Here is a 20,103-nt window from a genome sequence, read left to right on the forward strand (position 1 = left end):
AGCCGGCGCGACCCGATGGTCAAGGCGCAGCAGGCAGGGAGCATACAGGACAATTCGGATGGACCGCCGACGCTGAAGGCGTTGGCGGACCTGGCGCGGCTGGTGGGGCGTTCGGGCGCGCCTCATCTTCGGCTGCGGCTGATCTCGGCCATTGTGCTGACCCTGGCGGGCAAAGGGCTGGGCGTCCTGGCGCCCCTGGTGCTGGGCGCGGCGGTGAACCGTCTGGCGGCGGGGCAGGGCACAGCGGTCGCCGTCGGCTGGGGGTTCGCTGCCTTTGCCTTGGGCTGGACCTTGGTGCGGTTTCTGTCGGCGGCCTCGCCTCTGATTTCGGACGTGGTGTTCGCCCCCGTCCGCGCCGCCGCCCAGCGCGCCACGGCGGCCGAGGCCTTCGCCCATGCGCTCAGCCTGTCGCTGGACTTCCACCAGACAAAACGCTCGGGCGCCCTGTCGCGGACGATGGATCGCGGATCGCGGGCGGTCGACTTCCTGTTGCGCATCCTGGCCTTCAACCTGGTCCCGACCGGAGTCGAACTGCTGCTGGCCGCGGCGGTGCTGGGCGGGAAATACGACTGGCGGTTCGCCGCCGTCGCCGTCGCCGTGGTGGCGATCTACACCATCGCCACCTTCGCCATGTCCAACTGGCGGCTGGAGCATCGGCGCATCATGAACGCCGCCGATTCGGAGGCCGCAGGCGTCTCGGTGGACGCCCTGCTGAACTACGAGACGGTCAAGTCCTTCGGCGCCGAAACCCGCGCCGCTCAGACCTATGAACGGGCGCTGGGCGACTACGCCCAGGCCTCGCTGAAGGCCAACAGCTCGCTGGCGATGCTGAACGGAATGCAGGCCCTGGTGATGAACCTGGGGTTGGGCGTTATGGCGGTGATGGCGGGGTTCGAGGCGGCGGCGGGGCGGATGGGGCCGGGCGACGTGACGGCCGCCGTCCTGATCATGATCTCCCTATATGCGCCCCTGAACATCCTGGGCTTCGCCTATCGGGAAATCCGCCAGTCCTTCATCGACATGGAGGAGATGCTGAAGGTGACGCGCCAGACGCCCCAGGTGGCCGACGCCCCCCACGCCGTCCCCCTGCCGCGCCCGGTCGATGCGCGCGGCGCGTCGGTGGCGTTCGAGCGGGTCGGCTTCCGTCACGACGCCAGGGCCAACGGCCTGGAAGACGTCAGCTTCTTCGCCGCGCCGGGCACGACGACGGCCCTGGTCGGGCCGTCGGGTGCGGGCAAGTCGACCATCGTCAAACTGGCCCTGCGCCTGCTGGACCCGCAAGAGGGGCGGGTGCTGATCGACGGCCACGACGCGCGCGCCGTGACCCAGGCGTCGCTGCGCGCGGCGGTCGCCCTGGTGCCGCAGGACGTGGCCCTGTTCAACGACACCCTGGCCGCCAACATCGCCTTCGCCCGTCCCGACGCCGACGAGGCCCAGGTCTGGGCGGCGGCCGAAGCGGCGGAGCTGGCCGACTTCATCCGGGGCCTGCCCGAGGGGATGCAGACCAAGGTCGGGGAGCGGGGGTTGAAGCTGTCGGGCGGCGAGCGTCAGCGGGTCGGCATCGCCCGCGCCCTGCTGGCCGATCCCTGCATCCTGATCCTGGACGAGGCGACCAGCGCCCTGGACAGCCGCACCGAGGCGGCGATCCAGAAGACGCTGAGAAAGGCCAGAAAGGGCCGCACCACCCTGGTCGTGGCGCACCGTCTGTCCACCGTCGCCGACGCGGACCAGATCTTGGTGCTGAAGGCCGGTCGCATCGTCGAACGCGGCGCCCATCACGAACTGGTGGCGCGCCAAGGCGGGGAATACGCCGCCCTGTGGAAGAAGCAGACGCGGGCCGGAAAGGCGGCTCAGCCTTCCGATTGAGTCTCCGCCGGAAGTTTGCGCTTCAGCACTTCGTGCAGATTGCTCAGAATGGCGCTGCGGGCTTGGGCTTCTTCGGGCGGCAGGGACAGCAGCACCTTCATGGCCTGGGCGTGGACGGTGGCGATGCGCCAGTCGAAGCCGCCCTGGCGCGGCGCCGCGTCCAGCAGGTCGCACAGCCCCTTGGCCGCCGTGCACAGATCATCCATCGAAAAGGGGCTTGCCGCGTCGATGATCTGGCTGGAGGCCGAATAGGCCGCGTCCAGCCGCAGCGGCTCGATCAGGTCGGGCGCGGGCCTGGCCAGCAGGGCGGCGATATTGTCTGCGATGATGGCGCGGGCCTGGTCCTGCAGGGCGTCCAGATTGGCCTGGGCCTGGGCCAAGGCGGCGCCGACGCTGACGCCGCCGGGGCGATCCACCATCTCGGCCAGGCGCGAGCGCCGTTGGGTGTGGGTGATGACGGTCATAGGGCCACGCTCTCCACGGCGGTCTTGCGGCGCAACATGTCGGCGCGGCGTTCGACGCCCTCGTACTCGGTGTGGCGGAACCGGCGATCCGGTCCCAGATAGTCGCCGACCTCCAGGAAGGGGCGGGTGTCGCGCGCGACCCACAGAATCCGCTCCAGCAGAAGGGCCGGGCTGAAGGGCTTGGTCACGACGAAGTTGGCGCCGCAGTCGCGCGCCTCGGCCACCCGGCCGCGCCGGATGTGGCTGGCGGTCATGATGACGGGAATGAAGGCGTTGGGGTTGGGCCCGGACCGGCGCAGCCAGCGGATCAGCTCGAACCCGTCGATGTCGGGCATGTCGGTGTCGACGACCAGAAGGTCGATGGTCTTTTCGGCCAGCAGCTGTTTGGCCTCGGCGCCGCTGCCGATGGCGAAGCTGGGGCGGATGCCGAAGCCGGCAAGGGCGTTGGCCGTCAGGGTCAGGGAGAAGGGCGAATCGTCCACGATCATCGTCACGGCGCCGCCCAGGTTGAAGACGGCGCTTTCGCGGAGGCTCTCGCCGCCGTTCATGCTGCGCAATCTAGCGTGGCGAAGCTTCGGGTCGAACCCGCCGTCTTGATCATGGCCGGCCCCGCGCCCCGTAACCGCTGTGGATAGGCGGCCAGACTGTCAGACGAGGGTGGATTCCGGGTTAACGTCGGGCGCTTGTCCCTACAGGGCGCCGATGGCGTAGAAGCGGTCGGCGCGCTGCTTCCTGATCTGCTGCGGCGACAGGCCGGCGAAGCCGCGCAACTCCTCGGCCAGGACGTCGCCCACCTTGGCGATGGCGGCGTCGCGGTCGGTGTGCGCGCCGCCGGTGGGCTCCTCGATCAGGCGATCCACGATCTTCAGCTGCAGCAGGTCCGTGCCCGTGATCTTCATGGCCATGGCCGCGTCTCTGGCCCGCGCGCCGTCACGCCACAGGATGCCGGCGGCGCCCTCGGGCGAGATCACCGAATAGATCGAATGCTCGAGCATCAGCACCCGGCTGGCGGCGGCGATGGCGATGGCTCCGCCCGAACCGCCTTCGCCGGTGATGGTGGCGATGGAGGGCACGCCCAGGGTCAGGCAGCGCTCGGTCGAGCGAGCGATGGCCTCGGCCTGACCGCGCTCCTCGGCGCCCAGGCCCGGATAGGCGCCGGCCGTGTCGATGAAGCTGAGCACCGGCAGGCCGAACTGTTCGGCCATGTCCATCAGGCGCACGGCCTTGCGATAGCCCTCGGGCCGGGCCATGCCGAAGTTGTGGGTGATGCGGGTCGTGGTGTCGTGACCCTTCTCGTGGCCCATGACGACCACCGGACGGCCGCGAAAACGCGCCAGGCCGCCCAGGATCGCCTGGTCGTCGCCGAACTGGCGATCGCCGTGCAGTTCGTTCCAGTCGGTGAACAGGCCGGCGACATAGTCGACGAAGTGCGGACGCTGGGGGTGACGCGCGACCTGGGTCTTCATCCAGGGGTCCAGACCGGCGTAGGTCTTCTTGCGCAGCTGATCGGCCTTCTTGCGCAGGGCCTCGATCTCGCTGTCGAAGTCGCCCGAGGTGTCGGACAGGGCCGAGAGTTCCTCGATCTTGGCTTCCAGATCGGCGATCGGCTTTTCGAAGTCGAGATAGTGCGTGGCCATCAAGGCGTCCGGGACTGCAGCGGGCGAAAACGCCCTAAAGGAAGGCGGGGGAACCTAGAGACGTCAAGGCCGCCGGGCAAGCGGCGGGTTCAGAAGGCCTTTGGCAAACCGGCCTGTTTGAGGACTGAGTTGGCGGTGTGTCGGCTCTTCGAACGTGGCACGATGACCGCGTGCGGCTGGTCGGGATGCCGCCATTTCTCATGGCTGCCTTTGGCGTTGACGACGCGACGCCAACCGGCGGCGAAGAGGAGGGCGGTCAGTTCGGGGTAGAAGTCTTGCGGCATTTCCAGATCACTAGTTGTTCTGGAATGTTGATGACGTCACGACACAAATCAGAGAATGCACCGCTCGTTGTACGGTGCGGTCCTGACAACACCGCAAGGTCACGCCGCGATAACGTCGAACCCGCCGGCCGCTTCGAAGCGCACGGGGATAGCGCCGTGAACGCCCACATTTTCCGCTAGAAGTTCAGGCGCGAAATGGCGAGCGAGATTCTCGAACTCGCCGAGCGTCGCCGTTTCCAGCACCAGCCCAACAATGTTCGATTCGCTGCACCAGACCCCGGCCTCGGGATCCCAGATCGCCTTGACGTAGAAATCTTCAGCCATAGCCGGAATATGCGCTGTCACTCGTCGCGCGCCAAGGGGTGGTTTTGGTGGACGATCTGGGACAGGCGGTCGGTGGCGACGTGGGTGTAGATTTGGGTGGTGGCGATGTCGGCGTGGCCCAGCAGGGTCTGGACGACACGCAGGTCGGCGCCGCCTTCCAGCAGATGGGTGGCGAAGGCGTGGCGCAGGACGTGGGGGCTGACGCGGGCGGGGTCTATGCCGGCCGTAATCGCGGCCTCGTCCAGCAGTTGGGCGAAGCGGCGCGGGGTCAAGTGGCCGCTGCGGCCGGACGAGGGGAACAGCCAGGGGCTGTCCGGCGCCTGCGATTGTCGTCTGGCGTCCCGGGCGGCCAGCCACGCCTTGATCGCCTCTCGCGCTGCGGCGTTAAGGGGGGCCAGGCGCTCCTTGCCGCCCTTGCCGCGCACGATCAGATAGGCGGGATCGCGCCGCACCGCCTCGACCTTCAGCCCCAGCAACTCCGAGACCCGCAGGCCCGAGGCGTAGGCCATCTCGACAAGGGCGACCAGACGCAGGCCCGCCGCCGCATCGCGCGCGGCGGCCGCGGCCAGCAGGGCGTCGATCTCTTCACGAGACAGGGTCTTGGGCAGGGGGCGGCCCTGTTTCGGGGCGTCGAGGCGGCGCGACGGATCGTCCGTTCGCCAACCCTCGGCCAGGGCGAAACGATAGAATTGACGCGCGGACGAGCGGCGGCGCGCAGCGGTGGCGGCGGACAGGCCCCGACGCGACAGGTCGGCGAACCAGGCCTCAATGGCTTGCGCATCCGCCCCCATCAGCCCGCCGTCGCCGGCCAGGCAGGCTTCGGCGTCTGCCAGGTCGCGGCCATAGGCGGCCAGGGTGTGGGGCGAGGCGTCGCGCTCCACCGCCATCATCTCCAGAAAGGCCTCGATCTGGGGCGTCATCGGAGGATCGACGCCTCGAACGGCTGGCGCGGGATCAGGCTTGGTGTAGAGGTTTCAGAGATCATGCCTGCCTGCGCCGTCGCCTTCGCCATGCCTTCGACCGTCCGTTCCGCCAGGGCCGCCGGATGAGGCGGCGCGCGAATCCGGCGCCGACGCGCACCATAGCCCTGGTCGGCCTGATGGGGGTGGGCAAATCGTCGGTGGGGCGCCGGTTGGCCAATCGGCTGAAACTGCCGTTCGCGGACGGGGACGTGGAGATCGAGGCGGCCGCCGGCATGACGGTGTCGGAAATCTTCGCAGCCCTGGGCGAGGAGGAGTTCCGGGCGGGCGAGGCGCGGGTGATCCGCCGCCTGCTGGAAGGCCCGCCGATCGTCCTGGCGACCGGCGGCGGGGCGATGATGAACCCGGAGACACGGGCGTTGCTGAAGGAACGCGCCGACACCATCTGGCTGAGGGCCGACCTGGCGGTGATCGCCGAGCGGGTCGCGCGGCGCGACACCCGCCCCCTGCTGCGCGACAAGGATCCCCTGGCGGTGCTGACCGCCTTGGCCGAGACCCGCTATCCCCTCTATGGCGAGGCGGACCTGACGGTGGACGTGGGCCAGGGCTCGCACGGCCAGGCTGTCGACGCCATCCACAAGAACCTGCGCCGGCACTGGCGCAACCGGCGACGCGCGGAGACCCGGACATGACGACAATCTCGGTCAGCGGCGGAGCCTTCGCCGCCTATGACGTCGTGGTCGGGCGCGGCCTGCTGGCCCAGGCGGGCGAGCGGATCGCGCCCCTGGCGAAAGGGCGCACGGTCATCGTCACGGACGAGACGGTGGCGGCGATCCACGGCGCGGCCCTGGCCGAATCCCTGGCGGCGGCGGGCGTGGGAAGCGAGATCTTGGCCGTGCCGGCGGGCGAGAGGTCCAAGTCCTTCGCCCAACTGGAGCGGGTGCTGGATCGGCTGCTCGAGATCGGGCTGGATCGCAAGGACGTGGTCGTGGCCCTGGGCGGCGGGGTGGTCGGCGATCTGGCCGGTCTGGCGGCGGCGCTCTACATGCGCGGGATCGACTTCGTCCAGGTTCCGACGACCCTGCTGGCCCAGGTGGATTCCTCTGTGGGCGGCAAGACGGCCATCGACACGCCGCGCGGCAAGAACCTGGTCGGCGCCTTCCATCAGCCGCGTCTGGTGCTGGCCGACATCGACGTTCTGGCCACCCTGCCGGAACGGCAGGTGCGCTCGGGCTGGGCCGAGGTGGTGAAGCACGGGCTGATCTGCGACTCGGCCTTCTTCGACTGGCTGGCGGGCCAGGGGGCGGCGGGCGCGGGCGGCGATCCGGCGGCGCTGGAACGGGCGGTGATCCGCTCGATCGAAATCAAGAGCGCCGTGGTCGGGGAGGACGAGAAGGAGGCGGGCCGGCGCGCCCTGTTGAACCTAGGCCACACCTTCGGCCATGCGGTGGAGACCGAGGTCGGGTTCGACGAGGACGCTCTGGCGCACGGCGAGGCGGTGGCCCTCGGCTGCTGCATGGCGTTCCGCTACTCGGCGCGCGAAGGGCTGTGTTCGGCGGCCGACGTCGAACGGGTCGAGGCGGCGGTCGCGGCGGCGGGCCTGCCGATCCGGCTGGACCAGGCGGGGGCGTTCGCGGCGGACCGGCTGCTGGCCCTGATGGCGGGCGACAAGAAGGCCGAGGGCGGGGCGCTGACCCTGATCCTGGCGCGCGGGATCGGCCGGGCCTTCGTCGCCAAGGGGGTGGATGCGGCCAAGGTGCGGGCCTTCCTGATCGAGGAAGGCGCATCCGCGTGATGCGGATCGCCATGGTTCTGCTGGAGGATCGGTTCGTGCGGCTGGAGCCGTTCGAGGAGGCTTTGAGGGGCGAGGTGCGGGTCGCGCTGGACAGCGATCCGGACGCCTGGGACATCATGGTCGCGCCCGCCTATGGCGACCATTTCGACGGCTGGTGGGCGAGCGCTCTGGCGGCCATGCGGGCCGGGACCCGGATCGCCTATGCGGTGCGTCGACGGTCGGACGGGGCGGTGGTCGGCACGACCAGTCTGTACGAGATCAACCCGGCCTATCGGCGCTGCGAGATCGGCTCGACCTTCTACCGGCCCGAGGCGCGGGGCGGTCCGATCAATCCGGCGTGCAAACGGCTGCTGCTGGGCCACGCCTTCGACGCCGGCGCGGTGCGGGTCGAGATCGTCACCGACGCCGTCAACGCCCAAAGCCAGGCGGCGATCCTGAAGCTGGGCGCAAAGGCCGAAGGCGTGCTGAGGAAGCACAAGATCACCTGGACCGGCCGGGCGCGCGACACGGCGATCTTCGCCGTCATCGACGACGACTGGCCCGAGGTGCGTGAGGGTCTGGACCGGCGGCTGGTGGCCTTCTAGTCGACCGCGCGGCATTGGGTGGGCTGGCGGCCCTCGACGGACCATGTGGCCAGGTCGCCCTTGCCGCGCAGTTCGATGTTGGAGGCCCGGTACCAGATGCCGTCGGCGGCGCGCTCCTGATACAGGTCCACCGCCTCGCCGGAGGAGTTGCGGACGGTGGCCATCTGGCGGGGGTTGTCGAAGTCGACGGACAGGCGTTCCCCGTTGTCGCACAGGTAGACCGTGTGGACGACGCGGTTCAGGGTGCGGTCCTGGATCTCGGCGCCGGTGCGCTGACGGGCGGTCTGGGCCTCGATGGCGCGCGCCTTGACCTCGTCGCCGGTGCGGGGCGCCTTGTCCGGGTCGGGGCCGCAGGCGGTCAGGAGCGCCAGTGCGGCGAGGCCGCTGAACACGATCGACTGCGGCAGACCCGGCTTGAACAACGCGATTTCCTCCAACGGCGCCGCTTGGCGCGGCGATCTAACGTGCGCGGACTGGCGCCGTTCCCCGCCGCTGGCGGAAGAAGGACCGGAGCAGGGCCGACGCCTCCTCCGCCAGAAGCCCCGAGTCGGTCGCCGGGCGCCAGTGGCAGGTCGGCTGTTCGAACAGGCGCGGGCCGTGGACGACGGCTCCGCCCTTGGGATCGTCCGCAGCCCAGACGACGCGGCCGATGCGGGCGTGGCTGATGGCGCCGGCGCACATGGCGCACGGCTCCAGCGTCACATAGAGGGTCAGGCCGGTCAGGCGATAGTTCTCCAGCGCCGTCGCGCCCCGCCGCATGGCCACGATCTCGGCGTGAGCGGTGGGGTCGTGGGCGCCGATCGGGCCGTTGGCGCCGGTCGCGACCACCTTGCCCGAGGTCGGATCGACAAGAATTGCGCCCACCGGCACCTCTCCTGCGTCCGCCGCCGCTTGCGCTTGGTCCAGCGCCATGCGCATGAACCGCTCATCATGGTCCGCCATACAGACGACAACGACAAGAAGCCCCGCGCCCGTCAAGACGAACGGTCGCCGCGGCCCTTCAAATCCTCCGGTCCCCGCAAGAGCGGCGACGGGACGAGATCATTCGGCGACAAGCCGCGCAGTCCTCGCGACGACGGCGCCAAGCGTTTCGGGGCCAAGGCCGATCGGCCGCGCACCGACAAGCCTCGCACCGACAAGAGCGGCAAGTCCAAGACGCCGGAGACCCCGCTGCGCGCCGAGCGAATCGCCAAGACCATGGCCCGCGCCGGCATCGCCTCGCGCCGCGAGGTCGAGCGGCTGATCGGCCTGGGCAAGGTGGCGGTCAACGGCCGCATCCTGGACACGCCCGCCACCCTGGTGACGCGCGACGACGTGATCACCGTGGACGGCAAGCCGATCGGCTCGACCCAGGCGACGCGCGTCTGGCGCTATCACAAGCCCGCGGGCCTGCTGACCAGCCACAGCGATCCGACCGGGCGGCCGACGGTGTTCGACGCCCTGCCGGCCGGCCTGCCGCGCGTGATCTCGGTCGGGCGACTGGACCTGGCGACCGAGGGGTTGCTGCTGCTGACCAACGACGGCGAACTGAGCCGGGCGCTGGAGCTGCCCTCGACCTCGCTGGTGCGCCAGTACCGGGCGCGGGCGCGGGGGAAGATCACCCAAGCCCAGCTGGACGCGCTGAAGGACGGGGTCGTCGTGGACGGCGTGTCCTATGGCCCCATCGAGGCGACGCTGGACAAGGCCAAGGAGAGCAAGTCCGAGGACGGCAAGGCCCCGGCGAACCTGTGGATTTCGATCTCGATCACCGAGGGCAAGAACCGCGAGGTCCGCAAGGTGCTGGAGTCGGTCGGCCTGACGGTCAACCGGCTGATCCGCCTGGCCTATGGCCCGTTCCGCCTGGACGTCCTGCCCGTGGGCGCGGTCGAGGAGGTCGGGCCGCGCGTGATCCGCGAGATGCTGGCCGATTACATCCGGCCCGACAACCTGCCCACCGGCAATACGGTCGAGACGCCCGCGCCCATCCCCGGCCGTCGGGTGTCCACGCCCATCGTCAAGGGCCGCTCGGGCTCGGCCATGTCGGACCCGTCGAGGAAGCCCAGCCGGGTCCGCGCCGCCGAGACCGCCCAGGCGGATGCCGTCGAGCGCCGCGAGCGTCCGATCAAGAAGGCGGGCTGGGCCAAGGCCGCGCCCCGGTTCGAGCACGCCAAGACCTTCAAGCCCCGCGAACGCACGGCGGCCGACGGCGACCGGCCCAAGCGCGCCTCGAATCCACAGGAGGGCGGCGACCGGGCCAAACGCCCGTTCAAGCCTCGCGACGACCAGTTCATCGACGACCGGCGCAAGCCCGCCGGGCCGCGTTCGGGCGCCAAGCCCGCCGGCCGTTCGGGCGGAGCCGTGGGCGGCCGCGACTTCAAGCCGCGCCCAGGATCGGGCGGCGGCAAACCGGCCGGTCCGTCGGGAACCAGCGGGCGCGGACCCGGGGGCAAGCCCCGCGCGCCGCGCGGCTGATCCATGCGGATCGTCGCCGGCGCCCTGAAGGGCCGGGCCATCGTCGCGCCGGAGGGGCAGGGCACGCGCCCGACCTCCGACCGGGCGCGCCAGGCCGTGTTCAATGTTCTGGAACATGCATCGTGGGGTCGGCCGCTGCACGGCCTGCGGGTCATCGACCTCTACGCCGGATCGGGCGCCCTGGGGTTCGAGGCGATCAGCCGGGGCGCGGTCTTCGGCCTGTTCGTGGAGACCGACGACGCCGCGCGCGGCGCCATCCGCGAGAACGCCGACGCCTATGGGCTGATGGGGCGCACGCGGGTGCATCGGCGCAGCGCGACCGACCTGGGCGCGCGGCCCGGCCCCATCGCGGAGGCATTCGACATCGCCTTCCTGGACCCGCCGTATGCCAAGGGGCTGGGGGAGCAGACCCTGGCTCGCCTGGCCGAGGGCGGCTGGCTGAAGCCCGGCGCCCTGGCGGTGTTCGAGCGCGGATCGGACGAGCCGGATATCGACACGCCCGGCTATGACCGGCTGGACGCGCGCGATTATGGCGCGGCGCGGGTGCTGTTCCTGCGGGCCAGGACCGGCGCCTGACGATTTTAGCCTGGCTCAGGCCGCCGTTTCGCGTTGGCGGGCGTGGGGGTCGTAGTTGAGGATGGGAGCCAGCCAGCGTTCAGCTGTGTGCAGGTCCCAGCCCTTGCGGCGGGCGTAGTCCTCGACCTGGTCCAGGTCGATCTTGCCGACGCCGAAATAGTGGCTGCCGGGGTGGCCGAAATAGAGGCCTGAAACCGAGGCCGGGGGCGTCATGGCGAAACTCTCGGTCAGGGCCATGCCCGCATTGTCGCCCGCGTTCAGCAGGCGGAACAGGGTGGCCTTCTCCGTATGGTCGGGCTGGGCCGGATAGCCGGGGGCGGGGCGGATGCCCTGGTATTGTTCGGCGATCAGCGCGTCGACGCTGGTCGTCTCGCCCGAGGCGTAGCCCCACAGCGTCGTGCGCACTTCCTTGTGCAGCCGTTCGGCGAAGGCCTCGGCCAGACGGTCGGCCAGGGCCGTGGCCATGATGGCGGAATAGTCGTCGCCGGCGTCCTTGAACCGTTTGGCGATCTCCAGCTCGCCGTGACCGGCGGTGACGGCGAAGGCGCCGATATAGTCGTCGCCGTCCTCGGCGATGAAATCGGACAGGGCCAGGTTCGGCTTGCCGTTCGACTTCTTGATCTGCTGGCGCAGGGTGTGGAAGCGGGCGATTTCCTCGGTGCGGGCCTCGTCGGCGAAGACGGCGATGTCGTCGCCCTCGGCGCGAGCGGGCCAGAAGCCGACCACGCCCTTGGCCGTGAACCACTTCTCAGCGACGATCCGCTTCAGCATGGCCTGGGCGTCGGCGAACAGATCGCGCGCGGCCTCGCCGACGATCTCGTCGTCCAGGATCAGGGGATAACGGCCGATCAGCTCCCAGCTGGCGAAGAAGGGGGTCCAGTCGATGTGGTCGGCCAGGTCCTGCAAATCCCAGGCGTCGAAGGCGCGCACGCCGATGAAGGCTGGCTTGCCGGGCAGGCTCTGGGCCGGATCGGGCCGGAAACGATTGTCGCGCGCCTGGGGCAGGGAAGCGCGCGCCTTGACCTCCTGCCCACGGGCGTACTGCTCGCGGATGCGGATGTATTCGTCGCGGGTGGCCTGTTCGTTCCGGGCCTTTTCGGTCGGCGACAGCAGGCCCGAGACCACGCTGACGGCGCGCGAGGCGTCTACGACATAGGTGGTCGATCCGCGTCGATAGGCCGGCTCGATCTTGACCGCCGTATGGGTGCGGCTGGTGGTGGCGCCGCCGATCAGCAGGGGGATGTCGAAGCCGCGCCGCTCCATCTCGGACGCGACGAAGACCATTTCGTCCAGCGAAGGGGTGATCAGGCCGGACAGGCCGATGATGTCGCAGCCGTGGGCCTTGGCCTCGTCCAGGATGCGGTCGGCCGGAACCATGACGCCCAGGTCGACGACCTCGTAATTGTTGCACTGAAGCACGACGCCGACGATGTTCTTGCCGATGTCGTGAACGTCGCCCTTGACCGTGGCCATCAGGATCCGGCCCGCCTGTTCGCGGGGTTTGCCGGCCTTTTCGGCCTCCATGAAGGGTTCCAGCCAGGCCACCGCCTGTTTCATGACGCGGGCGGACTTCACGACCTGGGGCAGGAACATCTTGCCCGAGCCGAACAGGTCGCCGACCACGTTCATCCCGTCCATCAGCGGGCCTTCGATGACGTGCAGCGGGCGCTCGACCGAGAGCCGCGCCTCTTCGGTGTCGGCCTCGATGAATTCGGTGATGCCGTGGACCAGGGCGTGTTCGATCCGCTTGCCGACCGGCTGGTCGCGCCACTTCAAATCGACGACGCGGGCCTGGCCCTTTTCGCCCTTGTAGCGGGGCGCCATGTCGACCAGCCGCTCGGTGTTGGACACATTGGTCCGCTGGGGCCGGTTCAGGATCACGTCCTCGACGGCCTCCCTCAGCTCCGGGTCGATGTCGTCATAGACCGGCAGGTCGCCGGCGTTGACGATGCCCATGTCCATGCCCGCCGCGATGGCGTGATACAGGAAGACGCTGTGGATCGCCCGGCGCACCGGTTCGTTGCCGCGGAAGGAGAACGAGACGTTGGAGACGCCGCCGGACACGCGGGCGTAGGGCAGGGTGGCCTTGATGACCCGCACCGCCTCGATGAAGTCGACGGCGTAGTTGTCGTGCTCCTCGATCCCCGTCGCCACCGCGAAGATGTTGGGGTCGAAGATGATGTCCTCGGGCGGGAAGCCGACCTCGTGGACCAGGATGTCGTAGGCGCGGGTGCAGATCTCGATCTTGCGGGCGGCCGTGTCAGCCTGGCCTGCCTCGTCGAAGGCCATGACCACGACGGCGGCGCCGTAGCGCAGGCATTTGATCGCATGATCGCGGAAGGCCTGTTCGCCCTCCTTCATCGAGATGGAGTTGACGATGGGCTTGCCCTGGACGCACTTCAGCCCGGCCTCGATCACCTCCCATTTGGAGGAGTCGATCATCACCGGCACGCGGGCGATGTCGGGCTCGGCCGCGATCAGGTTCAGGAAGGTCCGCATGGCGACGACGCCGTCCAGCAGACCCTCGTCCATATTGACGTCGATGATCTGGGCGCCGGCCTCGACCTGCTGGCGGGCGACGTCCAAGGCGGCGGGATAATCGCCCTCGACCACCAGCTTGCGGAATTTGGCCGAGCCGGTGACGTTGGTCCGTTCGCCGACGTTTATGAAGACAGGTCTCACGCAAAAACTCCGCTCATCCCGGCGAAAGCCGGGACCCAGTGCTTTCGGGAGGCACGGTGCTTGGGATTGAGGGCGAGGATATCCGTCCGACGATTATCGCCCAAAGAACTGGGTCCCGGCTTTCGCCGGGATGAGCGGGAGAGGGCAGGCATCACGCCACCAACTCGAACGGTTCGAGGCCGGACAGACGCAGGGCCGCCGGCCGTTCCGGGATCGCGCGCGGCTTCAGCGGCGCGACGTCTTCGGCGACGTGCCGGATGTGATCCGGCGTGGTGCCGCAGCAGCCGCCGACGATGTTGACCAGGCCCGACGCGGCCCATTCCTCGATGAAGTGGGCGGTCTCGTGGGGCTGTTCGTCGTACTGGCCCATGGCGTTGGGCAGGCCGGCGTTGGGATAGGCGGCGACCAGGGTGTCGGCGACGCGGCTCAGTTCGGCGATGAAGGGCCGCATCAGGTCGGCGCCCAGGGCGCAGTTGAAGCCGACGGCGAAGGGCTTGGCGTGGCGCACGCTGTTCCAGAACGCCTCGGCCGTCTGACCCGACAGGGTGCGCCCCGAGCGGTCGGTGATCGTGCCCGAAATCCAGATGGGCAGGGCGTCCATGCCCTCGTCCTCCAGATCCTTGATCGCCTTGATAGCGGCCTTGCAGTTCAGCGTGTCGGTGATGGTCTCGATCAGATAGAGGTCGACGCCGCCTTCGTTCAGCGCCTTCACCTGATGGCGATAGGCCTCATAGACTTGGTCGAAGGTCACGCTGCGGGCGCCGGGGTCGTTCACGTCGGACGACATGGACAGCATCTTGTTCAGCGGGCCGATGGAGCCGGCGGCGAAGCGGGGTTTGTTCGGCTGCTTCTCCGTCCAGCGGTCGGCGGCGGCGCGGGCCAGTTTCGCGCCTTCCAGATTGATGTCCCAGACGGCTTGAGCATCCAGGGCGTAGTCCTCCTGGGCGATGGTGGTGCCCGAGAAGGTGTTGGTCTCGGAGATGTCGGCGCCGGCGGCGTAATACTGGTCGTGCAGGTCGGCGATGATGTCGGGGCGGGTGATGCAGAGGATGTCGTTGTTCCCCTTCATCTGATGCGCCTCGTCATAGCCGTTGGCCGCGACGAAACGGTCAGCGCGGAAGTCGGCCTCGGTCAGGCCGCGACGCTGGATCATCACGCCCCAGCTGCCGTCGAGAACCAGAATCCTTTCGTTGGCCGCCTGATGCAGGGCGGCGATGCGTTGGGCGCGGTTCACGACGCCGTCTCCCGCACGCCCAGAACGCGGCAGATGGCATAGACCAGATCGGCGCGGTTTAGGGTGTAGAAGTGGAAGTCCTGGAAGCCTTCTTCCTGCAGCCGGGCGCAGGTCTCGGCGGCGACCGAGGCGGCCAGCAGCTTGCGGGTCTCGGGATCGTCGTCCAGGCCGTCGAAATGAGCCTTCAACCAGTCGGGAATGCTGGCGCCGCAGGCGCCGCACATCCGCGTCAGGCCGGCGAAGTTGGACACGGGCATGATCCCGGGGATCAGCGGAATGGTCACGCCCGCCGCCCGCACCCGGTCGCGGAATCGCAGGAAGGCGTCGATGTCGAAGAAGAACTGGCTGACCGCACGGGTCGCCCCGGCGTCCACCTTGGCCTTCAACACCGCGATGTCGTGGTCGATGGAGGGGCTTTCGGGGTGTTTCTCAGGGTAGGCGCCGACCGTGACGTCGAACCCGCCGACGCGGCCGATGGCGGCGGTCAGTTCGGTGGCGTTGGCATAGCCGTCGGCGCGGGGCCGATAGGCGCCGCCGATCCCGGTCGATCCCGGCGGGTCGCCGCGCAGGGCGACGATGTGGTCGACGCCGATGGTCTTGTAGCCCTCGATGACTTCGTCGACCTCGTCGCGGCTGGCCTCGACGCAGGTCAGATGGGCGGCGGGGCGAAGGCTGGTTTCAGCGATGATGCGCTGGACCGTGCGGTGCGTGCGTTCGCGCGTCGAACCGCCCGCGCCATAGGTGACGGAGACGAAGGCGGGGTTCAGCGGCTCCAGCCGGCGGATCGCCTTCCAAAGATTGGCCTCGGCCTCGTCGCTCTTGGGCGGAAAGAATTCGAAAGAGACGCGCACGGCGTCCTGATTCGATCCGGCGCGGGCGACCGGTCCCAGCGGCGACAGCAGCAGGGCGCGGGCCTCGGCCAGGTTCAAAGAGGCGGGAGAGGCCATCAGGCGGTCTTTCTGTCCTGGACGCAGCGTTCCGCCGTCCAGATGGTCACGGTCAGGCCCTCGGCGTCGTGGGGCAGGGCGATGGGAGCGGACGGGGTCAGGCCGCCATCCAGCAGCCAGCCGTTGATCTCGCTGTCGGCGAAGCCCAGGCGGCGATGCTGGTGCGCCTCGCGCATATGTTCGAAATCGTGCGGGGCGAAGTCGACGATGACCAGCCGACCGCCGGGGCTGACCAGACGCGCGGCTTCGGCGACGGCGGCGGCCGGATCGGACAGATAGTGCAGCACCTGGTGCACGATCACCAGATCGGCGCTGGCGGCGGGTAGGCGTGTAGCGAAGATGTCGCCGTGGCGCAGCTCGACCTGTTCGACGCCCGCCTTGGAGACATTGGTGCGGGCGATGTTGAGCATGTTCTGGCTGAGGTCCAGCCCGACCGACATCTTGGCCTTCTTGCCGAACAGGGTCAGCATCCGACCCGAGCCGGTGCCCAGATCGACGACCCGCTCGAACGGGCCGGGGCCGATCGCCTTTTCCAGCGCCGCCTCGACGGCGTTTTCGCTGACATAGAGAGAGCGCAGGCGGTCCCATTGGGGGGCAACTTGCTCGAAATAGCTGGCGGCGGCTTCCTCGCGGTCCTTGCGGACCTCGTCCAGGCGGCGGTGATCCGCCTCGCCCGCATCCTCGGCCAGGATGTCCAGCACCGTGTCGATCAGGCGGCGCGCCTGGGCGTCGTGCGACAGCCGGTAATAGACGCGGGCGCCGTCCGGGAATCGCTCGATAAGACCCGCGTCGGTCATCAGCTTCAGATGGCGGGACACGCGGGGCTGGCTCTGGTCCAGGATGCGCGACATCTCCATGACCGAAAGCTCCTCCGCCGCCAGCAGGGACAGGATGCGCAGGCGGGTCGGCTCGCCGGCGGCGCGCAGGGCTTCGACGGTCTGGTCGGCGGAGAGGTTCATGTAATCATATAAAGATATCCTTATATGATTTGGCAAGCGAAATCGCTTCCTCCAGGGGCGTGCGACGGGAAGGGATCGTGCGGGCGTTCAAGGTTTTGCAGCCCCTTTTGGAGTGGTCCCATGCGCACCCTGTTGATTACCGCCGTTGCCCTGGCCGTCGCCGGCCCCGTCCTGGCCCAGAGCGACTTTCCCGAACCGCCCATGCCGCAGATGTCTGGGCCTCAGATGTCTGGACCGCCGATGGGCGGCCAGATGGGAGGGATGCGGCCGCCGCCCCGCGAGACCCTGGCCCAGATGCAGGCCCGGATGACCCAGATGTTCGACCGACTGGACGCCAACAAGGACGGGGTGGTCGATGCAAGCGAACTGGCCAATGCTCGCGGCGGGCGGATGCTGGCCCGTCTGGACGCCGATGGCGACGGCCGGGTCACGCGCGACGAGTTCACCGTCGGGACCGGCGCCCAGTTCAAGGCGCTGGACAAGAACGGCGACGGCGTCGTGACCGAAGACGAACGGCCGCAGCGTCCGAACTGAGGTCAACCGACGGCCGTCTTCAGCGGTTCGCCCGCGAAATGCGCCTGAAGGTTTTGCATCAGCAGCATCAGCATGCCCTGCACCCCGGCCGTCGTGGCGCCGGCGGTGTGGGGCGTCAGAACGACGTTCGGCACGTCGGCCCAGCGCGCCGGGTCGGTCGGTTCCTCCATGAAGACGTCCAGGGCGGCCTGGCCCAGGGCCCCGGATTTCAGCGACTCGATCAGGGCGTCCTCGTCGACCACCTGGCCGCGCGAGACATTGACCAGAAGGCCGTCGGACCCCAGCGCCTCCAGGACTTCGCGCGAGATCAGTCCGCGATTGGTCTCGTCGGCCTTGCAGGCGACGACCAGGATGTCGCTGGCGCGGGCCAGGTCCAGCAAACTGTCGGCGCGGGGCCATTCGGCCGCGTGCGGGCGCGGCCCCCACCAGCCGACGGCCATGCGAAACGCCTCGGCGCGACTGGCCACGGCCTTGCCGATATGACCCAGGCCGACGACGCCCAGCTTCTGACCGGCCAGCGAGGCGGTGAGGGTGCGCGTCTCGGCCGTCCATTGGCCCGAGCGCACTTGGCGGTCGCCGGACGCGATCTGGCGACGCGCCGCCAGGATCAGGCCCAGGGCATGGTCGGCGACATCCTCGTGGTTGACGCCCGGCGCATGGGTGACGGCCAGGCCGCGCTGGCGACACCAGTCGATGTCGATCCCGTCGTAGCCCGAGGTGAAACAGGCGATCAGGTCCAGATTGGGCAGGCGTTCGATCAGCGCCTTGTCCAGGGGCGCCTCGCCGGCGACGACTAGCGCGCGAATGTCGTGTGCGGCCTCCAGCGGCGGGCCTTCCCAAAAGCGATAGACGTCGTAGGCGCTCTCAAGAAACCCCGAGAGCGGGGCGAGATGCCGCTGCATGATGAGAACGGCGGGGCGTTGGGTCATGCAGCGGCTCCTCTTGTCAGGTCAGGCGATCAGCGCCCGAACTTCTGGTGCTGGATGCGTTTGGGGATGATGCTGTCGGCGCCCAGGCGGCGCATCTTGTCCTGTTCGTAGGCTTCGAAGTTGCCTTCGAACCATTCGACGTGGCCGTCGCCCTCGAAGGCCAGGATGTGGGTGGCCAGGCGGTCCAGGAACCAGCGGTCGTGGGAGATGACCACGGCGCAGCCGGCGAACTCCTCCAGCGCCTCTTCCAGGTTCTGAAGCGTCTCGATGTCCAGGTCGTTGGTCGGTTCGTCGAGCAGGATCAGATTGCCGCCCGAGGCCAGGGTCTTGGCCAGGTGGACGCGGTTGCGCTCGCCGCCGGACAGCTGGCCGACCTTCTTCTGCTGGTCGCCGCCCTTGAAGTTGAAGCTGCCGACATAGGCGCGGGTGTTGATCTCGCGCTTGCCGACCATCATCACGTCGGTGCCGCCCGAGATGGCCTGCCAGATGGTTTCGTCCGGCTTCAGGTCGTCGCGCGACTGGTCGACATAGGCGAGTTTGACGGTCTCGCCGACGCGGATCGTGCCGCCGTCGGGCTGTTCCTGGCCGGTGATCAGCTTGAACATGGTCGACTTGCCGGCACCGTTCGGGCCGATGACGCCGACGATGCCGTTGGGCGGCAGCTTGAAGGTCAGATTGTCGAACAGGACCTTGTCGCCGAACGACTTTTGCAGGCCTTCGACCTCCAGCACGACATTGCCCAGGCGGGGACCGGGCGGGATCTGGATGTGGGCGTGGGTCTGGGCGCCGCGCATCGATTCCTGTTCCTCGACCATCCGCTCATAGGCGGCCAGACGGGCCTTGGACTTGGCCTGACGGGCCTTGGCGCCCGACCGGACCCATTCCAGTTCGCGGGTGAGGGCGCGCTGGCGGGCTTCGGATTCCGACTGCTCCTGCACGACGCGCTTGGTCTTGGCTTCCAGCCACGAGGAATAGTTGCCCTCGTGCGGGTGGCCGCGGCCGCGGTCCAGTTCCAGGGTCCATTTCGTCACCTGATCCAGGAAGTAGCGATCATGGGTGACGAGGATGACGCAGCCGGGGAAGTTCTCCAGATGGTGCTGCAGCCAGGCGACGGATTCGGCGTCCAGGTGGTTGGTCGGTTCGTCCATCAGCAGCATGTCGGCTGAGCAGCAGGCGGGCCAGGGCCACGCGGCGCTTTTCACCGCCGGACAGGTTGACGACCTCCCAGTCGTCGGGCGGGCAGCGCAGGGCGCCCATGGCCTGGTCGATGCGGCTGTCGATGTCCCAGACGTCGCCGGCGTCGATCTTTTCCTGGAGGGATGTCATCTCCTCCATCAGTTCGTCGGTGTAGTTTTCGCCCAGTTCGGCGGCGACTTCGTTGAAGCGGTTGACCCACTGCTTCTCCTCGCACCAGGCCTCGACGTTCTGGCGCACGTTCAGGGCGGGATCGAGCTGGGGCTCCTGCTCCAGATAGCCGCGCTTGACGCCGTCGGCGGCGCGGGCCTCGCCGGAGAATTCGGTGTCCAGGCCGGCCATGATCTTCAGCAGGGTGGACTTGCCCGAACCGTTGACGCCGACGACGCCGATCTTGGCGTCGTTGTAGAAGCTGAGCCAGATGTTCTCGAAGATCTTCTTGCCGCCGGGAAAGGTCTTGGTCAGACCCTGCATCTGGAAAATATATTGCTGCGCCATGAGGTGCGGTGTCGCCCTTCGGGTTCGTCGGATGGGAGGATGGCGCGGATGTAGCGATCCTGAGGCCCGAGAGCAAATAAGGCGGCGGACACGGCCGATCGGCCTCGCGCTTTCGCTGCGAAGTTCTGGAGGGCTGGGCGGAGCGCCGGGCCTTCGCCCGGAGTGTGAGTTTGTAAGTACCGTTTCGACGAAGGGTATGACGCTCCGCGCGGTTGGTTGGCCTGC

20 protein-coding genes and 1 pseudogene are annotated in these 20,103 nt (G+C 68.7%); 7 read left to right on the forward strand and 14 right to left on the reverse strand.

Features of this window, described 5'->3' with window-relative positions; all coding sequences use genetic code 11:
* Positions 1-15 precede the first annotated feature (15 nt).
* Positions 16-1,866 carry an ABC transporter ATP-binding protein/permease gene (locus tag DI624_RS11545; protein WP_291538641.1) on the forward strand — a complete coding sequence of 617 codons (1,851 nt, stop codon included), beginning with the start codon at positions 16-18 and terminating at the stop codon, positions 1,864-1,866.
* Here the strand turns inward: DI624_RS11545 and DI624_RS11550 are convergent.
* The 6 genes from DI624_RS11550 to DI624_RS11575 all read right to left on the reverse strand — a co-directional run bounded on the left by DI624_RS11550 (position 1,851) and on the right by DI624_RS11575 (position 5,495).
* Positions 1,851-2,330, reverse strand: coding sequence for a chemotaxis protein CheE (locus DI624_RS11550; RefSeq protein WP_291538590.1), 480 nt, complete (start codon positions 2,328-2,330; stop codon positions 1,851-1,853). The two genes, DI624_RS11545 and DI624_RS11550, sit on opposite strands and share 16 nt — an antisense overlap.
* Complete coding sequence (locus DI624_RS11555) at positions 2,327-2,878, reverse strand: response regulator (protein WP_291538592.1); 552 nt, start codon at positions 2,876-2,878, stop codon at positions 2,327-2,329. The genes DI624_RS11550 and DI624_RS11555 overlap by 4 nt, the downstream gene beginning before the upstream one ends.
* Before the next feature lie 141 nt (positions 2,879-3,019).
* Complete coding sequence (locus DI624_RS11560; protein WP_291538594.1) at positions 3,020-3,967, reverse strand: acetyl-CoA carboxylase carboxyltransferase subunit alpha; 948 nt, start codon at positions 3,965-3,967, stop codon at positions 3,020-3,022.
* A gap of 89 nt (positions 3,968-4,056) precedes the next feature.
* Positions 4,057-4,251: a type II toxin-antitoxin system HicA family toxin gene (locus DI624_RS11565; protein ID WP_291538596.1), complete on the reverse strand. Its 195-nt coding sequence runs from the start codon at positions 4,249-4,251 to the stop codon at positions 4,057-4,059.
* A 99-nt stretch (positions 4,252-4,350) separates the two neighbouring features.
* Positions 4,351-4,575, reverse strand: coding sequence for a DUF1902 domain-containing protein (locus DI624_RS11570; protein WP_291538598.1), 225 nt, complete (start codon positions 4,573-4,575; stop codon positions 4,351-4,353).
* A gap of 17 nt (positions 4,576-4,592) precedes the next feature.
* The gene (locus DI624_RS11575) at positions 4,593-5,495 is read right to left on the reverse strand and encodes a site-specific tyrosine recombinase XerD (RefSeq protein WP_291538601.1); all 903 of its coding nucleotides are present in this window, start codon (positions 5,493-5,495) and stop codon (positions 4,593-4,595) included.
* A 125-nt stretch (positions 5,496-5,620) separates the two neighbouring features.
* Between DI624_RS11575 and DI624_RS11580 the strand changes: the two genes are divergently transcribed.
* From DI624_RS11580 to DI624_RS11590, 3 genes are read left to right on the forward strand one after another with little or no spacing between them, the layout of a single operon-like run.
* Positions 5,621-6,187, forward strand: a complete 567-nt coding sequence (locus DI624_RS11580) for a shikimate kinase (RefSeq protein WP_291538603.1) — start codon at positions 5,621-5,623, stop codon at positions 6,185-6,187.
* Positions 6,184-7,290 carry a 3-dehydroquinate synthase gene (aroB, locus tag DI624_RS11585; protein WP_291538605.1) on the forward strand — a complete coding sequence of 369 codons (1,107 nt, stop codon included), beginning with the start codon at positions 6,184-6,186 and terminating at the stop codon, positions 7,288-7,290. Before DI624_RS11580 ends, aroB begins: the two co-directional genes overlap by 4 nt.
* Positions 7,290-7,874 carry a GNAT family protein gene (locus tag DI624_RS11590; protein ID WP_291538643.1) on the forward strand — a complete coding sequence of 195 codons (585 nt, stop codon included), beginning with the start codon at positions 7,290-7,292 and terminating at the stop codon, positions 7,872-7,874. The genes aroB and DI624_RS11590 overlap by 1 nt, the downstream gene beginning before the upstream one ends.
* On the opposite strand, the gene DI624_RS11595 is transcribed toward DI624_RS11590, so the two are convergent.
* Both DI624_RS11595 and tadA read right to left on the reverse strand, forming a co-directional pair.
* Positions 7,871-8,296: an MliC family protein gene (locus tag DI624_RS11595; protein WP_291538607.1), complete on the reverse strand. Its 426-nt coding sequence runs from the start codon at positions 8,294-8,296 to the stop codon at positions 7,871-7,873. The two genes, DI624_RS11590 and DI624_RS11595, sit on opposite strands and share 4 nt — an antisense overlap.
* Positions 8,297-8,333: 37 nt before the next feature.
* Positions 8,334-8,792: a tRNA adenosine(34) deaminase TadA gene (gene tadA / locus DI624_RS11600; protein ID WP_291538645.1), complete on the reverse strand. Its 459-nt coding sequence runs from the start codon at positions 8,790-8,792 to the stop codon at positions 8,334-8,336.
* Between the two features lie 12 nt (positions 8,793-8,804).
* Between tadA and DI624_RS11605 the strand changes: the two genes are divergently transcribed.
* Positions 8,805-10,325, forward strand: coding sequence for a pseudouridine synthase (locus tag DI624_RS11605; protein WP_291538609.1), 1,521 nt, complete (start codon positions 8,805-8,807; stop codon positions 10,323-10,325).
* Positions 10,326-10,328: 3 nt separating this feature from the next.
* Complete coding sequence (gene rsmD, locus DI624_RS11610) at positions 10,329-10,901, forward strand: 16S rRNA (guanine(966)-N(2))-methyltransferase RsmD (protein WP_291538612.1); 573 nt, start codon at positions 10,329-10,331, stop codon at positions 10,899-10,901.
* Positions 10,902-10,916: 15 nt separating this feature from the next.
* On the opposite strand, the gene metH is transcribed toward rsmD, so the two are convergent.
* The 4 genes from metH to DI624_RS11630 form a co-directional block, all read right to left on the reverse strand.
* Complete coding sequence (gene metH / locus DI624_RS11615; RefSeq protein WP_291538616.1) at positions 10,917-13,583, reverse strand: methionine synthase; 2,667 nt, start codon at positions 13,581-13,583, stop codon at positions 10,917-10,919.
* Positions 13,584-13,734: 151 nt separating this feature from the next.
* On the reverse strand, positions 13,735-14,817 hold the full coding sequence (locus DI624_RS11620) for a homocysteine S-methyltransferase family protein (RefSeq protein WP_291538618.1): 1,083 nt from the start codon (positions 14,815-14,817) through the stop codon (positions 13,735-13,737).
* On the reverse strand, positions 14,814-15,764 hold the full coding sequence (gene metF / locus DI624_RS11625) for a methylenetetrahydrofolate reductase [NAD(P)H] (RefSeq protein WP_291538621.1): 951 nt from the start codon (positions 15,762-15,764) through the stop codon (positions 14,814-14,816). The genes DI624_RS11620 and metF overlap by 4 nt, the downstream gene beginning before the upstream one ends.
* Complete coding sequence (locus DI624_RS11630) at positions 15,764-16,723, reverse strand: metalloregulator ArsR/SmtB family transcription factor (protein ID WP_291538624.1); 960 nt, start codon at positions 16,721-16,723, stop codon at positions 15,764-15,766. The genes metF and DI624_RS11630 overlap by 1 nt, the downstream gene beginning before the upstream one ends.
* Before the next feature lie 120 nt (positions 16,724-16,843).
* Between DI624_RS11630 and DI624_RS11635 the strand changes: the two genes are divergently transcribed.
* Positions 16,844-17,257: an EF-hand domain-containing protein gene (locus DI624_RS11635; protein WP_291538627.1), complete on the forward strand. Its 414-nt coding sequence runs from the start codon at positions 16,844-16,846 to the stop codon at positions 17,255-17,257.
* Positions 17,258-17,259: 2 nt separating this feature from the next.
* Here the strand turns inward: DI624_RS11635 and DI624_RS11640 are convergent, their stop codons facing one another.
* Complete coding sequence (locus tag DI624_RS11640; protein ID WP_291538630.1) at positions 17,260-18,186, reverse strand: 2-hydroxyacid dehydrogenase; 927 nt, start codon at positions 18,184-18,186, stop codon at positions 17,260-17,262.
* A gap of 29 nt (positions 18,187-18,215) precedes the next feature.
* A pseudogene (gene ettA, locus DI624_RS11645) lies at positions 18,216-19,878 on the reverse strand (energy-dependent translational throttle protein EttA).
* Positions 19,879-20,103 lie beyond the last annotated feature (225 nt).

Origin of the sequence: Brevundimonas sp., assembly GCF_003248455.1 — a bacterium.
Taxonomy (GTDB): domain Bacteria; phylum Pseudomonadota; class Alphaproteobacteria; order Caulobacterales; family Caulobacteraceae; genus Brevundimonas.